We start from the raw sequence: 18,297 nt of genomic DNA, 5'->3' as shown, positions 1-18,297 counted from the left end.
ACATTATTTGCTCTTTGATTTTTTAGACCGAGAATCGTCTTGGTCTAAGGTCCCTGCAAAATTTTCAAAAAGGAAAAACGATGCAAAAATTTGGCATTAACCAGCTTCTAAAAATAGGTGTTTTAGTATCGATACTTATGCAAGCCTCTTTGGCTTCAGCAGATGTGAAGCTTACCTGCTCTGTAACCCAAAGCAGCGGAAGATTTGAAGGAGCCCAGCAAATCAATATTCTTCAAACGCAAAACCGCAATGCTTCGGAGGGCTCGGATCCTCGTCTTTTCCTCATCGACATGCAGCTACCTTCAGGTCCCACTCTTGTAAAGGTTCGTCCGGATAAAGTTAAGCAATCAGAAGATAGAATCGAATTTCGCGATGATAAAATGGACGAGCGAGTCTATTTAACAATTAAAAAAGACGGCTCGGGTCAACTTATTGAAAAAGGCGATGTCATAGACGGCCTTGGTCGCATTGGAGAAATCTTTGCTGACTCGAGCATCATCGTATTTGAAAACTGCGCCGCTAACTAAAATCTTACGACAATAGTTGCTGATTTCTATTGATCACAGATTGGAATCAGCAACTCAGTAATAAGCTCAGATTCCGGCGTTACGTTCGGATCGTTTAGATAATTTTCTATGCAAGGCTGTGCAGCTAACTTCAATGAGTTCTCTGAAACATAGCGGAAGATATTATCAAATGCTGGCCAAACCCCTTGATAAGGTCCGACGAGAACAAACTTTAAATACTTCTGCATAGGCATGACCTCAATAGCAAGACCTGGCACATTAATCTCTCGCCCGTCAGGGACCGTAATGGCGACCTTGTATTCGTGATTGTGAACGTCTTCTAAGGTCGTCACATAACTTAATCCCAAATATTCAGCTCCACGAAAATCTGGCTGATATCTGGCAACAATTTCAAAAAATTTTTGCCAGGTCAGCGGTGCAAGTTCCGTAAAATTATGACCAATGCCTTTTAACGTCAAAACTTTTGTTTGAGGGCGAATCACAACTTCGGGCTTCTCAGAAAGTTTCAGGTTCATGCTTTGCTCCTTTTGCTTTGCATTCATACCTAAATCATACTGAATTCTGTCTTGTTCTTCTTTGCCTAGATTGCGAAACTCACTAGGGCTCATCGATGTCCATTTTTTAAATGCCTTATTAAAAGAGCTCTGGTTTTCGTAACCGACGGCGCCAGAAACCTCGATCAAACTTATTGTGGACTTCAATAATTCCAAAGAATTCACGATTTTTAGTCGCTGTTGGTACTCGAAAGGTGTTTCTCCGGTATAGGCAGAAAAAACTCTTATAAAGTGATATTGAGATACTCCCGATGTTTCGGCTATTTCAGCTAATGAAATAGCATCAACAAGATTGTTTCTAATAAAATCTTTTGCACGACTTATCTGGACACGATGATACTGAGTAGAATTTTTTGATGACATACTCGAACAGACTAGCAGGATTTATTTTTTTTGCCTTGTCCTAAATTGCTTTTTAATAAAATTCTTAATACTTTTATAGAATAACTACTTGTCGGACTGGATCTATAATGAAAAGCCTGAATCTATTTTTTATCCTTACAGTTTTTCTGCTATCTGGATGCGCGCACAAGACACCAGCCACTCTTTACCTTAGCGAGACGTTAGATTTTTACTCAACGAAGGCCCCCTACGGAGAGTTTTCGAATTTCGCCGATTACCCAGTATTTTTAGATAATAAGTGGTGGCCAACCAGCGAACATTACTACCAAGCTCATAAATACACAGATGTCGAACTACAAGAATGGGTCCGCTCGGCTTCAACTCCTATGGAGGCGGCTCTTCGTGGCAGAGCTCCTGACAAGCCCAAACGTACAGATTGGGAGTTAGTCAAAGATGACGTTATGGAAAAGGCCGTACGAGATAAGTTTACCAGATATCCTGAATTAAAGGCCCTGCTGCTTTCCACTGGGAAGGCTCAGCTCTTCGAACACACCGAAAAGGATTGCTACTGGGGGGACTGCCTGGATCGCTCTGGTAAAAACAAGCTAGGAAAACTCTTGATGAAGATCCGAAGTGAGCTAGCAAATCCCTAGCTGTTAAGCTCTTCTTGAGGCACCAAAAGATCCTCTAGAAAAAATGCGGCAAACTCTGAACGTCCTGCCAATCCCGCTTTTTGGTATATTGCCGTTGATTGCACTCGAGCTGTTTTTTCGGTTGTTCCCCGAAGCTCTGCAATTTCTTTAAGGCTGAGCCCCTTTAATAAAAGAAATCCGACTTCCTTTTCAGACTTCGTTAAGTTCCACTGCCCCAGCTGTCTGTCAATTTCAGAGCTAAGCCCTTGAAGATATTTTTTTGATTGCATACGCCATTTTTCAGACTCCGCACGCCAATGGGCTGAGTTGTCTTTTTCAACAGCAAGCGAGTTTCGCAATTTAAAGCTATCTTTCAAAATAAAAGCTACACCAATCGCTGCAAAGATACCTGCCGTGGCTTCTATACCCAAATGCCACCATCGCGCGCCTTCTTTTGAGTCGGAAATCAAATCTACCGAAACCATCAGAATTATAGAAAGCAAAACGACAACGATAAAAGTACGTTCGGTTCTACTCATCGTCTTCATCTTCTTCTATAGCACCTAACTTGGAATCGTCTCCTTCAGCTTGGCGACCAGACTCGCTAACGCCCACAGATTCCCCTTCATCTTCGATTTCCATTAATTGCAAAGAAAAGCCACCAAGATTCAATATACCGGTATTTTGATCGAAACTCTTCCACAGACTCGCCCCCCATGTAAGGGCCAAGACTAAAAAGAACACACCCGCCAAAGAGTGCTGCGAACTCTCGACAGTTGGATGGGAATTTAATGATGCCAACTCTTCTTCGCAGACTTCTTTTCTGCCATTCAACATACTAAGACCGATGAGCTCTTTGTGACGCATAGTATGAAATATCAAACCTAGAACGTGAGCAATTGAAAGAACCAAAAAAGAATTCGCGAGGATTTCATGAATCTCTTCGAGAATAACTTTATCCCCACCCCTAACCATCAAAGTTCCAGTTATTGCCAAGCCAATAGCACACACAAACATAAAAATGGCAGCCCAACTCGAAGCTGGATTATGGCCTAAGTATCGTTTTGTCTTAGAAATCAAAAGATCTTTTGCATACTTAATCATATCACTAGGGTTTAAGGCAAAAGAACTAAACCTTGCATAAGGCCCGCCGAAAAGCCCCCAGAAAAGTCGAAGTATGACTAGTCCAGCTAAAAATAGCCCTAACAGCATATGATAAGAATAAACAATCGATTCATCATCCACAGTCTTTACAATGACGAAGGCCGCCACAAAGCTAAAAGCGAACAACCAATGGAAGAGTCTGGTTGGAATGTCGTAAATTAAGATCTTTTTCATTTAGATTTCTCCTTGATGCAAAAATAATCACCAAATTGACTGTAAAAATCATCGGACATATGTCCTAGAGTTAGTTAATATAGGCATTTAGGTCATTCGTCCCATTTTCAAATATACAAAAAGGAACGATGATACTTGCATGAGCTTAGCTCTAAACTACCAAAAAAGGAGTTCAATATGAAACAAATTATGGTGATCGTGACTGCAGCACTTGCATTGGCTTCCGTAGCAAACGCAAAGAAAAATTGTACTGAAGAGCCTAAAGACAAATGGATGACGGAAGAGGCTTTTAAAGCAAAAGTTGAAGCAGAAGGATATAAAATTCGCAAATTTAAGCAACCAGGTTCTTGCTATGAAATCTATGGAACTGACAAGACTGGAAAAAATGTTGAGATTTACTTCAATCCAGTAGATGGATCGATCGTAAAATCAAAATAGATAAAATATAGCGGAGGGTCTAAAACGACTCTCCGTTTATTTTAAGTTATCGGGAATTCTAGTTCAAAGTAGTACTGATCTGAACTCGGACCATTTAATTTAAAACGCCCACCTAGGGACTCTACTGCGGTAGTTTAGAGTTGCGTTGACAGTCACTCTCTCGGTTGGTGGTGGCTGTTTAATGGACTACCGCTTCAACTGTCACCTCCATTTTGTCGATCACGTATTTTTTGTATAGTTCGTATCCCTCGTCCCAAGTCTGCTTCGGTGTTCGACCTAAGCAGCGTTTGCCCTGATTAGTTCGCTTTGTGTTGTATGTGCCCATATAGGCGTCAAGATCAGTCTGCATTTGCTCAAGTGACGTATAGAGAGTCTTCCTAAATGCCACCGCATAAAACTCTTCCTGGATGATCTGATTGAGTCTTTCCGTGCATCCATTGGTTTGCGGATGGTAGGCCTTCGTGCGTGAGTGCTCGATGTCGTTAAGATGCAAAAACAGCTGATAGGGATGTCTTTCCATGACGCCACTGTATTCGGTTCCGCGATCTGTCAGAACTCGTAAAAGACGAACCATTTCCTGGTCGAAAAATGGCAGCACCTTGTCGTTCAAAAAATCTGCAGCAGTGATGGCTGTCTTGTCAGAATAAAGCTTAGCGAAACCCATGTTGGAGTAGGTATCGATGCCGGTCTGCTGGTAGATTTTTCCTACGCCCTTGATGTAGCCGACGTAGTAGGTGTCCTGGCCGAATAAAAAACCTGGATGGTAAGTCTCGATTTCGCCGTGGGCCGCCTTTTCTTCCTTCGCAGATTCAAGAGCATTGACCTGCGCCTCCGTAAGAACCTTGCCTGTCTCAGCTGCGAACTTCTCAAGGCGCTTCAGTCTTTGTTTCTTCTGTGCAATTTCGTGCCGAAGCCAAACACCGCGAACACCGCCACAACTAACACTGATGCCTTTTGCTTTTAGCTCGTTGGAGACACGCACTTGCCCATGCGTAGGATATTCCAAAGAATATTCTAGGATCTTTTGCTCAATCTCTGGACTTACGCGGTTCCCAACTCGAGGAGCCTTCCTAGACTTTTCCAAAAGACCTTCGATGCCATCCTCTTGAATAGCTTGTTTAATATCATAATAATGTTGTCTAGTTACGCCGATGTTCCGACAGGCTTCAGAAATATTCCCAAGCTTTTCTGCAAGCTCGACAATGTTCAATTTTCGATTAATAATGTATTGTTGTTGAGTCATGGGACTCTCCTCTAATTGGTTAAGGTTTTTATGTGGTAATAAAATTCTTAACCGAGAGAGTCCTAGGCTCAATTCTTCATCTGAAAAGTCTAGGTCCTGTAAACGCTTTTCTTAACTAACCCAACTCTACAATCTCTTTTGCTAAAAAAAGGCTGTCCGTAAAGTTCCTTGCCTCGTAATACTCATTCTGTATTAAGATTCGATTCAACTCTGCTAAATCTTCCGAAGATCTGTGATCTTTTAATTCAAGAAATAAACTTTTATTTTTTTGCTCTATTTTTAGCTGAATCGATTTGATCTCGCACTTCATTAAATCGTTCAGACTATTATTTAAAAGAAGAACCAATGCATGAATAAACCCTGCCATTTTTTCAAACGATGCTTCCATAATTTGAACTTCCTTTTGCAGTAGAACGCCCCTCGCACTCATATAATTAGAGTAAAACTCGATAAGATCATGTAGTGTCGCCGAGAAATCCTCGCCAGAGGAACTATCACGCGCCAACGAGATCCTCCTCCATCTGGATAATAACTCTTCTAATTTCTGTGCGACCAGACGAGGCTCAGCGCCCCGCTCTTTAATTTGATGCCCCATAGCTTCGAGCTCTTCAAACAGCAGCCGAGCCAACTCGCCCGATGCATTGTTTGCTGCTATCGAGGCATATCGAATCTTATGAAGACTCAGCAGTTGTTCGGCCCGAACATGCTCTGAAATATCTTGCCCGATCCCCATCAAGCCCACGACTTCATTTTTGGCATTCTTAATCGCTTCCCCTCGACAATTTAAATAGCGAATCTCTCCACTATTTAAAACAATACGATGTTCCAATGTATAGGGATATCCCGTGCGTATACAGTTCTCAATTTTGTCGTCTAATTTTTTTAAATCTTCGGGATGAATTTTATTTCGATAAATCTGATATAAATTATCAACAGAGGAGCTATCTATCTCAAATATTCGAAATTGCTCTTTCGACCAAAACAATTCCTGCGTTTTAAGATCGAACTCCCAGTTTCCGATTCGTGCAACTCTTTGAGCATCATCCAGTTTTTTCTGAATAAGCAAAGATTTATTCAGCTCGATTTTCGTCTCTTTCTGTAATGCTTGAATATCTTGTATGTACCTAAAAAGACAGTACCCGGTCCCGCCAAATGCACCAATAAAGTTCAAATCTCTAAAAAATACCGAACTTAGAGTAGAGCCCTCTAATACGACAGCCAAAAAGGTCACGCCCGCCAATCTATGCAATGCCCACCCAACAACAGGCAATAGCAAAGCAAAAATAAAACTTTTATAGCGGCCATGATTCAAAAGTAATAACGAGAGGATTGAAATAGGAAAGTAATAGTAATCCAGATCAATCGGCTCTTTGACTCCGACCGAAGCACCAAATACAAAAAGCACGCAGCTGAAAACAAAAAGCAGTCGCGCTTGTAAATGAAACTGCAAAACATCTAAAAAAAGAATCAACGGGGTTAAAACTAAGGCCCCAATCGCCAAAAAGCTCGCCGAGAAGCGTGCCTGGGCCCAGTAAAATAAAGCTGAATAAATCAATACAACGATAAAAACTGAAAGCAAAGACTGCCTAAAAACAATTTGCGACTTTTTTTGCATAAATTGAAGCTATTGTTCTTAGGCATCAGTAGCAACAAAGGCTTAACAGATTGCCTTTGTTTAATAAAAATACCAATTTTTAAACATTCACCGTAATTTCAACCGGGATATTGCCGCGAGTAGCGTTTGAATATGGGCAAACTTGATGTGCGGCGTCCACAATCTTCTGCGCTTGCGACAGCTCGACACCCGTCACTTGAACTTTCAATTGAACAGTTAACGCAAACCCACCACTCGAGTTTGGCCCAATGCCCACAGTGGCAGTTACAGCAGTTTTGGAAAGCGATACCCCTTCTTTTTTTGCAACAAAAATCACAGCATTTTCAAAACAAGCCGCATATCCCGCCGCAAAAAGTTGTTCTGGATTTGTAGCTCCACCCACGCCACCAAGCTCTTTGGGCATTGATACTTTCATATCGATTAGACCGTCAGAGGATTTGATATGACCGTTTCGGCCACCTTCGGAAGTTACTTGTGCTTTGTATAGAGTACTCATGATATTATTCTCCTTCTTCTATTGGTATAATATAGCGCACAATTAAATTGTATGCAATATATTTATTATGTAGGTGCATGTTCTACATAAGATGCTATAATGACTTAAGAAACTGGAGTCCTCATGTCTCAAAGTGAAAAAAATAAAAATTCGGAATACTGCGAAGAACTTCTTTTAGACAATCAAATTTGCTTTAGCGTTTACACGGCCTCGCGACTTATTTCTCAGTCCTATCAACCCTTACTTGAAAAGCTAGACCTGACCTATCTTCAATACTTAGCAATGCTGGTACTGTGGGAGCGAGATCAAATTAATATCTCAGAGTTAGGATTTCGGCTAGCCTTAGACTCGGGAACACTTTCGCCACTCATCAAAAAGCTTGAACAAAAAGAACTTTTAAAAAAAGTTCGCCTTAAAGACGACGAGCGAATTGTCGTTTTATCATTAACTGAAAAGGGCAAAAAACTGAAGAAAGTAGCCAAGACAGTCCCCCTGCAAATGCTCTGCAATTTAAAGATTCCTTTAGCCGATTTACAATTGGTAAAGGAACATTTAGACAAACTTATTTTAAGCATTCGCAATCCAACCGATGGCGATTGAATCTATGAGTTAAAAATTTCTTAAGCAATATCTTAGGAGCTGTGGCGGATTTGAACGATATCAGTGCCTCGAATTTCTCCGACAACTTGAATATCAAATCTATCCGTTAGGATCTTTTGTGCAGTCGTTAAAACGTCCCAGCCGTGCTCTTGTCGACTTTTTAGAAGAATCATTCCCAGCCCTCGAAGGCGGAGTGACTGACCTACAGCGAGTAAATAGTTTTCAAAACTTGAGTCTATAAAAAATCGACATCGATTTTTAAAATTTGAAGGGGATAGCTTGCCTTCGCCCACGTGAAAATAAGGCGGATTTGACACAACAAGATCATACTTCGAATCCTCTTCTAAATTAAGTAGCTCGTCGTAACTGGAGTTTAAAAAACGCGCAGCAACCGGGGCAATAAGACCATTTAGATTTTTGAAAAAATGCTCTTTGTAACTCTCTTGAACCTCTAAAAAATCAATCTGAGAAGGGCTGATCCCTAACTCTTTTTGAAGGTGAAAAGTCAAATCCAGGCCAATCACTCCACATCCAGCACAAAGATCTAAAACTCTTAATTCTTGAATTTCCGCCTTAGACTGTGTCCTTGCCAAGAATTCATAGACCCAGCGAGCGAGAAAAACCGAATCATGGGAAAACCGGTATTCGCTGGGCTGTTCATATGCAAACGTGGGATATAAGTTAACCGAAGTCATGAAACCAATTTGTCCTAAGGTTTCTTTTTATGCAAACTTAAAGAAAGCTCTCCGAGGTCAATCCCGAATTTGGACATGTATGATCTATTGAATACGACATTTTCATCTATCTGCCACATCCAATCATCGAATGTCACATTGTACACAGTTCCGTCCACATCCAATTTCAAAGTATACTTCCAACGAAAAGCATTTCCTTGAATTTCGCCAAAGGCCTCGCCATCAACATCGCCTGCAGTTCCTTTGTACTTTCCATTTCCTAAGCTTGTTAACTTCCAAATACGTTTCGAAGTTTTACCATCTGGATAATAAAAAGTTTCATCTAGAGTACCCAGATCACCAACCCAAGATGCTTTGATTTCTACCCTAAATCGTTGTGCTATCTTGCCTCCGCGTTTCTGAAAAATAGCCCAACCCTCGATATCTCCATTAAAAAAAGTTTTAAGATCGAACGAAGGCTTTTCGTCTTTATAATCCTGAAGACTTAAGGTCGAACACGACGTACCTAAAACAAGCATTAACGAAGCTGCTACAAGCTTTAGCCATCTATTTGAATACGACATTTAAATTCCCCCATTTAAAATTTTATTTTTATTCTTTGCAAGCAACAGAGCTGCTAATAACCGAAAAACACAAGGTCCAAAACAGTATAAAAATGAAACCCAAACAAGCCCTTCGGTCCCACCAGGCTTGTAGCCGACAAGGTCTAAAACCGGCAAACTCAGCCCTGCAGCAATGGCTAAAGCGACCTTCCCTACAAAGGCCCATAAGCCAAAAAAAGCACCCTCCGCACCAATTTGACGATCTCTATTTAATATTTGATTTACTAATATCGACGGAAGAGCCAAGTCTGCTCCTAAACACAACCCACTCAAAATACAAATAGCTAGAAATACTATTTCGTGTCCAGCCCCCAAAAAGGAAGCTCCAAAGAAAAGACAAACCGACAACACCAGGGAAGACAACCAGGCCTGAAAGACACCCCAGCGTCGGCTAATGGCGCTCCAAACAAAAGTTCCCGCCGCACCAGAGGCAAAATAAGAAACTAAGAACAATCCCGTCCAATCTGATTTACGAATTACGTCTTGGACAAAGAAAAGGAACAGCGTCGAGGGAAATGCCGCAGCAATCGCGGACAAAAGATAGCCTGCAACTAAAAGTCGAAATGAGCGATTCTTTAAAGGAATGAACATTTCTGTGAAAGAAAAGGAATGACGTGTGCCTTCAGTATCATTTCCGACACTATTCAAAGACACTTGCCGATTTTCATTTTTTGGAAAAAACAACAGGACAAATATTCCAGAGCAAACAAGACCAATTAAAAACGCATTCGAAATTCCCTGAGCCGTTTCTTGACTGGTCGCCAAGGTTGCACTGGCATAAATCACCCCTAGAAGCCCCAAGGACTCTCGTGCTGTGGAAACAGATAATTGCTCTTGAGGTGACCTCGCATTAGCAAAGGCCCATCCTAAAAGGTTAATCGTACCCAAACTGAAAAATATATAAGAAAGTAATGAGGTCAGAAAAAGCCAAATTGATAGAGCCCATAGATTTGCCCCGACCGGATGAAATAATAAGTACATCGAAAGCGCAGAGGCCAAAGTAGAGAAGACAATAAGAGCTCTTTTAGATATCCCCTTCTGATTTAAATAGTCTGAAAAGTGACCAAGCCAAGGATCAATCACCGTATCCATGAGGCGAGTCACAAACAAAAGCCCACCAATTAAACTAAGACTTAGCCCCCACCCTTTCGAGTAAAATCCGGGGACAACCATAAAAATGGGAAGCGCAATCATCGCTAACGGAAAAGCCGGCAAAGCTGCCCTAAAGATGGAATTTTTTGACAAACTCATCTTAATTAATTCCTAATAATTTTTTACGCAGCTTCGGCTCACGAGTCCCTTCAGACAACCAGATAGAGAAAAAAGCCTCACCAAAATCTTTGCCCTCGACCTGACCTATTTTCTGTTCATTCTTATAGAATCGCGTCACACCGGAAGAAGGGTCATAGAAACCCGTTAAAACTGTTCCGTCGTCGACGTCGGGAAATATGTTTTTTAGCTCCTCGACCCATTTGGGAATCTTTGAAGATTTAATACCGACATATTCCATTTCTACACCAGTACGTTCGGCAATTAATTTCCCCTTCAAATGCCTTTGATATTTGAGCCTTAATGCCAGCGAATTTCTTAAATCAAAGGTAGGCTTTGCAGACCAATATTCAGCTATATAAAGGTTAAAAAAAGTCCACTTCATTTGCCCCTCGCCGACCTTGTTCAGATTTCGTAAAGAGTCCTCTAAAGACGGAGCCGCACCTGAATTTGCAGGATTGCTTTGGGCAAAGGACAGATTACCGGAGATCAAAATAAACAGGATTATTAAATGCAAATAGCTTTTCATGCCTATACACTATCAGCTTTACCCCGATTGTAACTACCTAGTTTTTATTGATGTTATTAGGCAAAAAGAATCAGGCCTTTTTAGTGTTGAGTCATTTTAAGACGCGTCAATTAACATTTTGAAGGGTAAGGCTTTTTGAACACTTCCAGCCCCAATTTAAAACAAAAACTGATATTCTTATTTAAAGTGAAACCATTCCAACAATTGAGGAATTCATGCTGAAATTGATCGTAGTTGACGACGAAGTGGAAATTAAGTTTCTCTTCGAAACTTTTCTTCGCAAAGAGATCAGCCAAAATCTTATCGAGCTTCACTACTTTGAATCTGGAGCTGATTGCTTGAATTTCCTAAAGTCCCTTGAGGACATCGACCAAAGCTATTTAGTACTTTCGGACATCAATATGCCAGTCATGAGCGGAATTGAACTGTTGGCAAAAATAAAGGACTGGTCCCCCACCCTGAAGGTAAAAATTGTTTCGGCCTATGACGACGAGAAACTTAAAAACGAGGCCCGTAATTTGGGGGCTGCGGACTACATGGTTAAGCCCATCAATTTTAAAGACCTAAAAAGCGAACTGAATTCTTATATCGAGCAATTAAAACGAGCTGCTTAGATCATTCAAATCGCAAAAACAAAAAAACCGGGGAACTTAACCTCGGTTTTTTCGTTTGTAGTATTTTATTAGAGCTTATTTATGGTGGTCCGGTCTCGGAATGTTTTACCAATTCTAAAATTTCCCGGTGCCAGATGTACTCATGTCTAATAAGTGAAAACTGATTACTCACTGTATCCTCCTTTTACGTCCTACAAGTAAAAACATAAAAAGAGCGTCGTCAGATTTCGGGTGGTACTGCCATTGGCGGCAACTCCTATTTTGTTGAGATCTCTTAAGGCCTGTTTCAGAATCAGCGTCCCGCTGTTTCCTTGCGTTCTTAGATAATTTATCGGCTGGACTTTCGAATAGTTTAGGGCTTTTTTTATTTTTTTTAAATCTTTCGGACCTTCGAACAAAATGATGATAAACAGACCCGACAATCTGGCTTATAATTATAAAATATGGATACACTTTTATACATCATCGCCTTTGCTGTCTCGATTTGGATCATAGCCAAAAAACCAATTTCAAAACTTTTAGATCAGAATGGTGTGTGGGACTACATCGTAAGCACCATCGGAATTCTTCTGTTCGTTCTTCACTTAACTTCGACCTATTTACTTCCCAAACTGATGTTTGAAGAAACCGCGAATCTTCCTTGCGGACCGGCCAGCCCGCAAGGCTTGTGCTACACGCTGAAACAAGAAGTCTGCGAAAATGCTTGGAATAGCTTTCATGAGACTTGCAAGATAGAGCGTGCCGATGAAATTAAAGCAAAAGGTCCATCTGGATTAGTCGGCCCTATCATCACAAAATGCAAAGCGCAAAAGCTAGATAAAATCTTTAAATTCAATCGAACTCAAAGCAGCAGCATAATTTGCGGCGCCTATTTCAATTATATTGAATCTGAATAGATAAAAATTCCGAAGCTCTCTCGGCATGATATTTTAGTCTAGAACAAGCCGCTTTTACTTAGCCAGCCGTAGTTTTAATTTTATTTTCAATTCATATAACTGATTGTCATCAGCATCTGAAGCGGATAGCCTTTTGCCATGGCTAAACTGTTTATTACTGATGATCCACGTACGACAGAAATTACTAAAACTATTTCTGAATTATATCCTGCGATTGATCCTGTGAACATGCAGACATATCTAATGATCCGGAAGCTCAGTACGGAACTAGAAAGCTCATTAGATAATTTTTTTGGACTCTATGGTCTCTCGGCCGGCCGGTTTTTATTAATGCTTCTGATGAAGTCAAACTCTGAAGGATTAATGCCTACCGAGCTATCGAATATGGTTGGAGTCACTCAGGCCACTATCTCGGGCCTCATAGGCAGCCTCGAGAAGGCGGGTTTAGTGACTCGCGAGGTTCACAAAAAAGATGGAAGAGCTTTCGTCATTAAACTAACTGACAAAGGTAACCAGCTACTTGAAACAATTTCGCCAACCTTCTTCTCGCGTGTTAATGAGTTTTTGGCGGTGGTTTCAAATCAAGACAAAGAAGCCATTATTAATTCCCTTGCAACACTCATAACTCAGGTAAAAGTCATAAATAAGTCTATTTCTGAATAAGTGGCACGATATCTGAACTAGCTCTTCTGAAGAATGAATCACCTATAAGAGATTGGACCTAGCATGTCCAAATCTTTGACAGGGCCCACATTTGTCAGGAGATCTATATGAAGAAAGTCAGCAAGTCCTTATTATCTGCCGGAATCGCCAGTTCCATGGTTCTAAGCTCCACAGCCAGCTTTGCTTCGGGTGCCAAAGTGAATCGCCCTCCTCAATTCATCCTTTTTGCTTATGATGGCTCTTATAATAATGAAGTGTGGTCTGGATCCAGAGAATTTACCCGCCTCCACAAACAAGAAGGAGTCGATGTTCGCTTCACTTACTTTATTAACCCTGTCTATTTAATTCACGAAACAAACAACCGCCAGGTTGTGACGGCACCATGGGCCCAAAATAACGGAGGCCAAATTGTCGTTAATAATGTTCGTAAAAACGTCTACCTTCCTCCACACAAGAACGATGTAGCTACCACGTCTTATACTGGTCGTGTCTCTGATATTGGAGTTGGCGATAATCAAAAAGACGTCGAAACTAGAATCGAGGAAATGACGGATGCCCACCTTGAAGGGCATGAAATTGCATCACATGCAGTAGGACACTTCGATGGTTCTAAATGGACCGAGACCCAATGGACAAACGAATTTTTGCAATTCAAATTTATTTTGGATAACGTTTTTTCATTAAATCAAATCAAACCTTCAAATCGTAATGCCAATGGTTTGATCTTCAAAGACCAAATCACGGGATTCCGGGCTCCTGTTCTGGGATTTAATAATGATCTTTTCAAGGTCCTTAAAAAATTCAACTTTAGATACGATACTTCCCAGCAAGATACGATGAACTATTGGCCACAAAAAAATAAAAATGGACACTGGAACTTCCCTTTGGCTGCTTTGCCAAAGCCTGGTACAGGAAAGACAGTTCCCTCGATGGACTACAATTTTTGTGTTCAAGACTCTGCTCGCTTAGCGGCGCAAGATCCTAGTATTCGCAAGATTAAGGTCTACAGCGAAAAGAAGAAGGCCTATATCACTCCAAACTCTGGAGAGTGCTTTAACGTTGTCAGTCCCGAGCAAAAAGCGGAAATCAAAGCGAATATGCTAAATATCTACCGCAGCTATTTCAAAAATAACTATTACGGAAATCGGGCCCCTATTCACATTGGCCACCACTTTTCTAGCTGGATGAGCGGCGCTTACTACGAAGCTTTCTTCGAATTTGCGGATGAGGTCTGCAAAAAACCCGAAGTAAAATGTGTTACTTATCGTGAACTAACGGCATTTATGGACCAACAATCCTCTGATCAAATCGCTTCCTACAGAAAAGGTGAATTTGAAAAAGTTATCCCTCAAAAGCAATGGAATGACAGAGCAATGATGCTTTCTCGATCTGTATTAGACCTTAAAGCAAAGTTAATTCAAAAAGGCGATACAGTAGCTCCTCAGTTCACTGGCTTAGATAAAGAGAAAGTGGCAAGAATCCAAATGAATATCAATGGTGTTAACTTTGATGTTAGCAAGGTCGAACTGTCTAAGATTAAAGAGCTGCTTGATAGCGAAACAAAAAATCAACTGATGATGATCGCCCGGGATAAATACGGCAAAGAGATTCAATCCGCAACTTACTTCATCGAACAAGGAAATGACGGTGCGTTGAAGATTTCTGATAAGTCTTTGGAAGAAAGATCTGAAGCTGGACACATGATTGAAGCGCATGAAGATGAACTATTCGACTCTACAAATGGCCACTAAATAACGAAAGGCCTAGCTATTTGCTAGGCCTTTTTTTTATTTCAGAATTATCTTTATTATTCTACTGTTTCAGCCAAAGTGCACGTCATCAATTGATCTAGAGTATCACCCATCACGTTTTGGTAAGGACCGAAGTGATTATAGCTTCGTCCGACACTCATATGAGGACTCACGCATCGCTCTGTTGGAGCTTTCAAGCTGCCATCGCTATTCACATTGTAAGGGTGCGTGTTGTATGCTTTCTTCGCGTTGATCTGTACCGAGAACATGCCTGTAGTTTTAGCAGCCGCACAGAAGGCATTAAAGGTTTGCTTACTACTTCCAATCAAACGGATCATCTCGGCCTGACTCCCCTTCGTATTTACTTGGCACTTCGGATATAAAGCATTCCATTCACGTAAGCACGATTGAATATTACCACCAGCAGAAGGAGTGAATTGGAATACACCGATATTCAATCTACTTTCTGCATCTTGGTAGGGATCTTCATAGAAAGCTACTGAAGTTGGGCGACGATAACCAGAGGGCGCATATTTTTCTGCCACACGATCATTCTTTGCCGAGTTCGCGGTCGACAGGGACTCCATATACGATAAACACATGAAATAACGACTCCATAAACGTGAAGCCTTTTTATAGCCTTCACGGTCCCCCGACAAAGCTTGCCGTCTAAAGCCGTTCATCAAATCAGCAAATCGATTAATTTTATTGATTGTCGAAGAGCCCGGAACATTTTTCCCACCGAAAGTGGTATTTAACGTAGAGCTGGTAACTTTACAAATCGGATGAGAAAGCAACGAGTTCGGAAGATAAGTGTTCACATCATTGCTCATGCCGAACAAGGAACCCACATAACCTAGTTGCGCTTTCGCAGGTTGCATTTTTAATTCAACAGCCCATGCAATGCGATCTGCAAATGTATCTTTACCCTCAGTCCCAGGGTCACAGCTATCGGTATAGTGACTGTTTTGTGAAGATCGAGTTGGCATTAGCTCACGATACGTTTTATAATAACGATCCACGCTTTGCCCCATCGGCTCTGCCACCTCAGAAAAAGGGTTGAACCCTTCAGGCGTCAATCTTTCCGTTACTGCTGCTGGTTCCCGAACTGGGGGAACTGTAGGAGTCGTCGGGGTCGATGATCCACCGCCATTACCAGGATTCGAAGAGCTTGGAGGACGTTGCCCCATCGCTGCTGCCGAAACCGTGAAGACTGAAGTTAACAATGCTGCCATTACTGCTTTGGTATTGATTTTTTGTGTTTTCATGCCTACTGGATCGGACCAAAGGCTCAGGACTTTAGTGACATTTCAAAAAATTCAGCAAGAATCAGGACCTTTTTGTTTTTTGTCGAAAACATTGGCAGAAATTAACAAGATATTTCAACACTTTGGTCTAGTTCTAGACTCAAGCTCATATCACTACGACCGATAAAGTAATCGTCGAAACATTCAAATAAAGGAGTTACGAATGAGTCAAAAATACGATGTTGCAAGTCTTTACAGCTTTCTACTACATACACCAGAGCAAGGACTTCGCAAAATTCTTGTCGACAATAAACCTTTCACTGAAGCTCACTTTAACTTGATGCTAAAAATTGTTAGAACTTGCGATGAAGCAAAATTCACAGAACATTTTGAAAAATGTGACTATCCAAAATTGAAGTTCAGCCCTTCAGAGCAAAAAATTAGAGAAAATTTTTGGACTGACTGCGTGAACACCTTCAACGCTCGTGGACTTTTGAATCCCGCTGGAGTACAAAAGGCAGCCTAATTACTCGAGGTGCAAGTGCAGCGTACGGCCTACTTGGCCCACTCCAAATTTCTAGAAGAACTGAAATACGAACTGAAAGAAATAGAGCTGGTTCATGAAAATTTAGTCGTTACGAAAGGGCCTAGACAGCATTCTGTCTGGGCTCAACTTGTTTTAGAAAACTTCGAAATAGTAAAATTCGATTCGATCGGTCAGGCTGCAAAGGCCCTGAAAGCCGCCGGTAAGTTTTGGTCCTACATCCCCAGTGCTTCACATGTACGCCGAGGACATTTAATTCAAGAAAACTTGGTTCGCTTTAAAATTAAACCCTTAGATTTTCTATCTCCTTTACCGCAGTTTCCGATTGGACACTATATTCTATTGGATGCCAACACCTTGGGCTTTTCCGCAACCAGCTCTTCTGTTTTTGAGCGTGGTGAAATTCCTTTTAATGAAAACAAAGTAATGCCACCCTCTAGGGCCTATCTAAAGTTATGGGAACTCTTCACTGTTCACGGCATAAAACCCAAACCAGGGCAAACCGTTGTCGACTTTGGAAGCTGCCCCGGTGGATGGACATGGGTGCTTCAGCAAAGTGGTTGCCATGTTATTTCTATCGATAAAGCCCCCATCGAAGATCGCATCAAGGCTCTCCCCAGAGTTGAATTTAAACAAAAAGATGCCTTCTCACTAAAGCCGACTGATATTGGAAAAATTGATTGGTTTTTTTCTGACATTATTTGCTATCCGCCTCGCCTGCTTGAGCTGGTCAAAGAATGGCAAGACTCTGGACTTTGCCAACGATTCGTCTGCACTATTAAGTATCAAAAAGAGACAGACTGGCTAACTACAGAAAAATTTATTTCTGAAATGGGGGCTTGGGTTCAGCACCTGTATTACAACAAGCACGAGGTTACAGCCGTCATTCTGCCTATCGACGAAAGACCAGCTAAATAATTTTAGTTCAGATATTGCCCCTACCTTAGTAAAATAAAGATGTGGACGACAAGCAGAATATCTTTAAAAAAATTTCTTCTACAGAAGAGCGAGATAAAATTCTTTCGGACATGGCCTTTTCCAGAGCAGAAGTAATCTGCAAAGGCTTAGACGACAATCTTTACAAAGTTCAATCCGAACGCTTTGAAAAAAGGAAGCTTGTCTGTAAAATTCCTCGCGGCCAAACCATTCCATTTTTTAAAGACCACGAAGTGATTGTTACTTTTAATTTGGCCTCGGAAAAATACTTCTTCAAAGCATTGTGCCGAACTATTGCGGGCGAACTTGTTTTCGACTTTCCTTTTGACATTTTTCAACTGCAACGACGTCAAAGCTATCGGTTAAAAATTCCTAGCTCTTACAAAGCGCAGGTGGCTGTGGTTGCACACAATCACCGCCAGATAAACCTCATCGCCGGAATGCAGGACCTATCAACCGGAGGTTGCCGATTTTTAGTCAAGGTTGAAGAATCAAACTTCAAAATTGATGATGAAATCGAAATTTTTATGCACTTCAAAGGTCGAGACTCTTTACACTGCAAAGCCATAGTTCGATACGTCAACGGCACAGTTGTTGGTGTCGAATTTCAGCAGACCACTCCCGCTTTTGAGTCCACGGTCTTTTCAATCACTTTAGAACTTCATAAAGAGTTCTTTGCGCACCTTTAAGCTCGACATGAGTCCACTGACTAAGACTCATTTTGAGAATCTAGACTCATTGAATCGATAAAATATCCGATAAAAGA

The 18,297-nt window shown here is 41.2% G+C and carries 22 protein-coding genes; 11 read left to right on the top strand and 11 right to left on the bottom strand.

Features of this window, described 5'->3' with window-relative positions:
* Window positions 1-80 precede the first annotated feature (80 nt).
* Window positions 81-527, top strand: coding sequence for a hypothetical protein (locus AC04MN_RS08315; protein WP_475382726.1), 447 nt, complete (start codon window positions 81-83; stop codon window positions 525-527).
* A gap of 26 nt (window positions 528-553) precedes the next feature.
* Here the strand turns inward: AC04MN_RS08315 and AC04MN_RS08310 are convergent, their stop codons facing one another.
* Window positions 554-1,444 (bottom strand): AraC family transcriptional regulator, encoded by an 891-nt coding sequence (locus tag AC04MN_RS08310; RefSeq protein WP_475382725.1) that lies wholly within the window; start codon window positions 1,442-1,444, stop codon window positions 554-556.
* A gap of 107 nt (window positions 1,445-1,551) precedes the next feature.
* Between AC04MN_RS08310 and AC04MN_RS08305 the strand changes: the two genes are divergently transcribed.
* Complete coding sequence (locus AC04MN_RS08305) at window positions 1,552-2,076, top strand: NADAR family protein (protein ID WP_475382724.1); 525 nt, start codon at window positions 1,552-1,554, stop codon at window positions 2,074-2,076.
* On the opposite strand, the gene AC04MN_RS08300 is transcribed toward AC04MN_RS08305, so the two are convergent.
* Entirely contained in the window at window positions 2,073-2,594 is a 522-nt protein-coding gene (locus AC04MN_RS08300) for a helix-turn-helix transcriptional regulator (RefSeq protein WP_475382723.1), read from the bottom strand. The two genes, AC04MN_RS08305 and AC04MN_RS08300, sit on opposite strands and share 4 nt — an antisense overlap.
* Window positions 2,587-3,393, bottom strand: a complete 807-nt coding sequence (locus AC04MN_RS08295; protein ID WP_475382722.1) for a cytochrome b/b6 domain-containing protein — start codon at window positions 3,391-3,393, stop codon at window positions 2,587-2,589. The genes AC04MN_RS08300 and AC04MN_RS08295 overlap by 8 nt, the downstream gene beginning before the upstream one ends.
* Window positions 3,394-3,570: 177 nt before the next feature.
* Between AC04MN_RS08295 and AC04MN_RS08290 the strand changes: the two genes are divergently transcribed.
* The gene (locus AC04MN_RS08290) at window positions 3,571-3,831 is read left to right on the top strand and encodes a PepSY domain-containing protein (RefSeq protein WP_475382721.1); all 261 of its coding nucleotides are present in this window, start codon (window positions 3,571-3,573) and stop codon (window positions 3,829-3,831) included.
* Between the two features lie 178 nt (window positions 3,832-4,009).
* Here AC04MN_RS08290 and AC04MN_RS08285 read toward each other — a convergent pair whose 3' ends face one another.
* From AC04MN_RS08285 to AC04MN_RS08275, 3 genes are all read right to left on the bottom strand, one after another.
* Window positions 4,010-5,074, bottom strand: a complete 1,065-nt coding sequence (locus AC04MN_RS08285) for an IS481 family transposase (RefSeq protein ID WP_475381314.1) — start codon at window positions 5,072-5,074, stop codon at window positions 4,010-4,012.
* A gap of 115 nt (window positions 5,075-5,189) precedes the next feature.
* Complete coding sequence (locus tag AC04MN_RS08280; protein ID WP_475382720.1) at window positions 5,190-6,689, bottom strand: PAS domain-containing protein; 1,500 nt, start codon at window positions 6,687-6,689, stop codon at window positions 5,190-5,192.
* A gap of 79 nt (window positions 6,690-6,768) precedes the next feature.
* Window positions 6,769-7,185 carry an organic hydroperoxide resistance protein gene (locus AC04MN_RS08275; protein WP_475382719.1) on the bottom strand — a complete coding sequence of 139 codons (417 nt, stop codon included), beginning with the start codon at window positions 7,183-7,185 and terminating at the stop codon, window positions 6,769-6,771.
* Between the two features lie 123 nt (window positions 7,186-7,308).
* Between AC04MN_RS08275 and AC04MN_RS08270 the strand changes: the two genes are divergently transcribed.
* A complete protein-coding gene (locus AC04MN_RS08270) occupies window positions 7,309-7,785 on the top strand; it encodes a MarR family winged helix-turn-helix transcriptional regulator (RefSeq protein ID WP_475382718.1) in 477 nt (158 codons plus the stop codon).
* Window positions 7,786-7,817: 32 nt separating this feature from the next.
* On the opposite strand, the gene AC04MN_RS08265 is transcribed toward AC04MN_RS08270, so the two are convergent.
* Genes AC04MN_RS08265 through AC04MN_RS08250 form a run of 4 tightly spaced genes read right to left on the bottom strand, consistent with a single transcriptional unit; the run spans window position 7,818 to window position 10,880 of the window.
* The gene (locus AC04MN_RS08265; RefSeq protein ID WP_475382717.1) at window positions 7,818-8,480 is read right to left on the bottom strand and encodes a methyltransferase; all 663 of its coding nucleotides are present in this window, start codon (window positions 8,478-8,480) and stop codon (window positions 7,818-7,820) included.
* A gap of 14 nt (window positions 8,481-8,494) precedes the next feature.
* Window positions 8,495-9,043 carry a DUF3833 domain-containing protein gene (locus AC04MN_RS08260; RefSeq protein WP_475382716.1) on the bottom strand — a complete coding sequence of 183 codons (549 nt, stop codon included), beginning with the start codon at window positions 9,041-9,043 and terminating at the stop codon, window positions 8,495-8,497.
* A complete protein-coding gene (locus tag AC04MN_RS08255) occupies window positions 9,044-10,333 on the bottom strand; it encodes an MFS transporter (RefSeq protein WP_475382715.1) in 1,290 nt (429 codons plus the stop codon). It abuts the gene before it with no gap.
* A gap of 1 nt (window position 10,334) precedes the next feature.
* Window positions 10,335-10,880 carry a chalcone isomerase family protein gene (locus tag AC04MN_RS08250; RefSeq protein ID WP_475382714.1) on the bottom strand — a complete coding sequence of 182 codons (546 nt, stop codon included), beginning with the start codon at window positions 10,878-10,880 and terminating at the stop codon, window positions 10,335-10,337.
* Between the two features lie 215 nt (window positions 10,881-11,095).
* Here AC04MN_RS08250 and AC04MN_RS08245 point away from each other — a divergent pair, with 215 nt between their 5' ends.
* From AC04MN_RS08245 to AC04MN_RS08230, 4 genes are all read left to right on the top strand, one after another.
* The gene (locus AC04MN_RS08245) at window positions 11,096-11,494 is read left to right on the top strand and encodes a response regulator (RefSeq protein ID WP_475382713.1); all 399 of its coding nucleotides are present in this window, start codon (window positions 11,096-11,098) and stop codon (window positions 11,492-11,494) included.
* Window positions 11,495-11,937: 443 nt separating this feature from the next.
* Window positions 11,938-12,390 carry a hypothetical protein gene (locus tag AC04MN_RS08240; RefSeq protein ID WP_475382712.1) on the top strand — a complete coding sequence of 151 codons (453 nt, stop codon included), beginning with the start codon at window positions 11,938-11,940 and terminating at the stop codon, window positions 12,388-12,390.
* A 138-nt stretch (window positions 12,391-12,528) separates the two neighbouring features.
* Window positions 12,529-13,053 (top strand): MarR family winged helix-turn-helix transcriptional regulator, encoded by a 525-nt coding sequence (locus AC04MN_RS08235; protein ID WP_475382711.1) that lies wholly within the window; start codon window positions 12,529-12,531, stop codon window positions 13,051-13,053.
* Between the two features lie 107 nt (window positions 13,054-13,160).
* A complete protein-coding gene (locus tag AC04MN_RS08230) occupies window positions 13,161-14,804 on the top strand; it encodes a polysaccharide deacetylase family protein (protein WP_475382710.1) in 1,644 nt (547 codons plus the stop codon).
* A gap of 56 nt (window positions 14,805-14,860) precedes the next feature.
* Here the strand turns inward: AC04MN_RS08230 and AC04MN_RS08225 are convergent, their stop codons facing one another.
* Entirely contained in the window at window positions 14,861-16,072 is a 1,212-nt protein-coding gene (locus AC04MN_RS08225) for a hypothetical protein (RefSeq protein WP_475382709.1), read from the bottom strand.
* Between the two features lie 202 nt (window positions 16,073-16,274).
* Between AC04MN_RS08225 and AC04MN_RS08220 the strand changes: the two genes are divergently transcribed.
* From AC04MN_RS08220 to AC04MN_RS08210, 3 genes are read left to right on the top strand one after another with little or no spacing between them, the layout of a single operon-like run.
* Window positions 16,275-16,577 carry a hypothetical protein gene (locus AC04MN_RS08220; RefSeq protein WP_475382708.1) on the top strand — a complete coding sequence of 101 codons (303 nt, stop codon included), beginning with the start codon at window positions 16,275-16,277 and terminating at the stop codon, window positions 16,575-16,577.
* Between the two features lie 15 nt (window positions 16,578-16,592).
* Window positions 16,593-17,513 carry an SAM-dependent methyltransferase gene (locus AC04MN_RS08215; protein ID WP_475382707.1) on the top strand — a complete coding sequence of 307 codons (921 nt, stop codon included), beginning with the start codon at window positions 16,593-16,595 and terminating at the stop codon, window positions 17,511-17,513.
* 41 nt (window positions 17,514-17,554) lie between these two features.
* The gene (locus tag AC04MN_RS08210) at window positions 17,555-18,220 is read left to right on the top strand and encodes a flagellar brake protein (protein WP_475382706.1); all 666 of its coding nucleotides are present in this window, start codon (window positions 17,555-17,557) and stop codon (window positions 18,218-18,220) included.
* Window positions 18,221-18,297: the final 77 nt, after the last annotated feature.

This window comes from Bdellovibrio sp. ZFWA1, from assembly GCF_056175665.1.
This window is presented reverse-complemented; position numbering and strand designations above follow the sequence as displayed.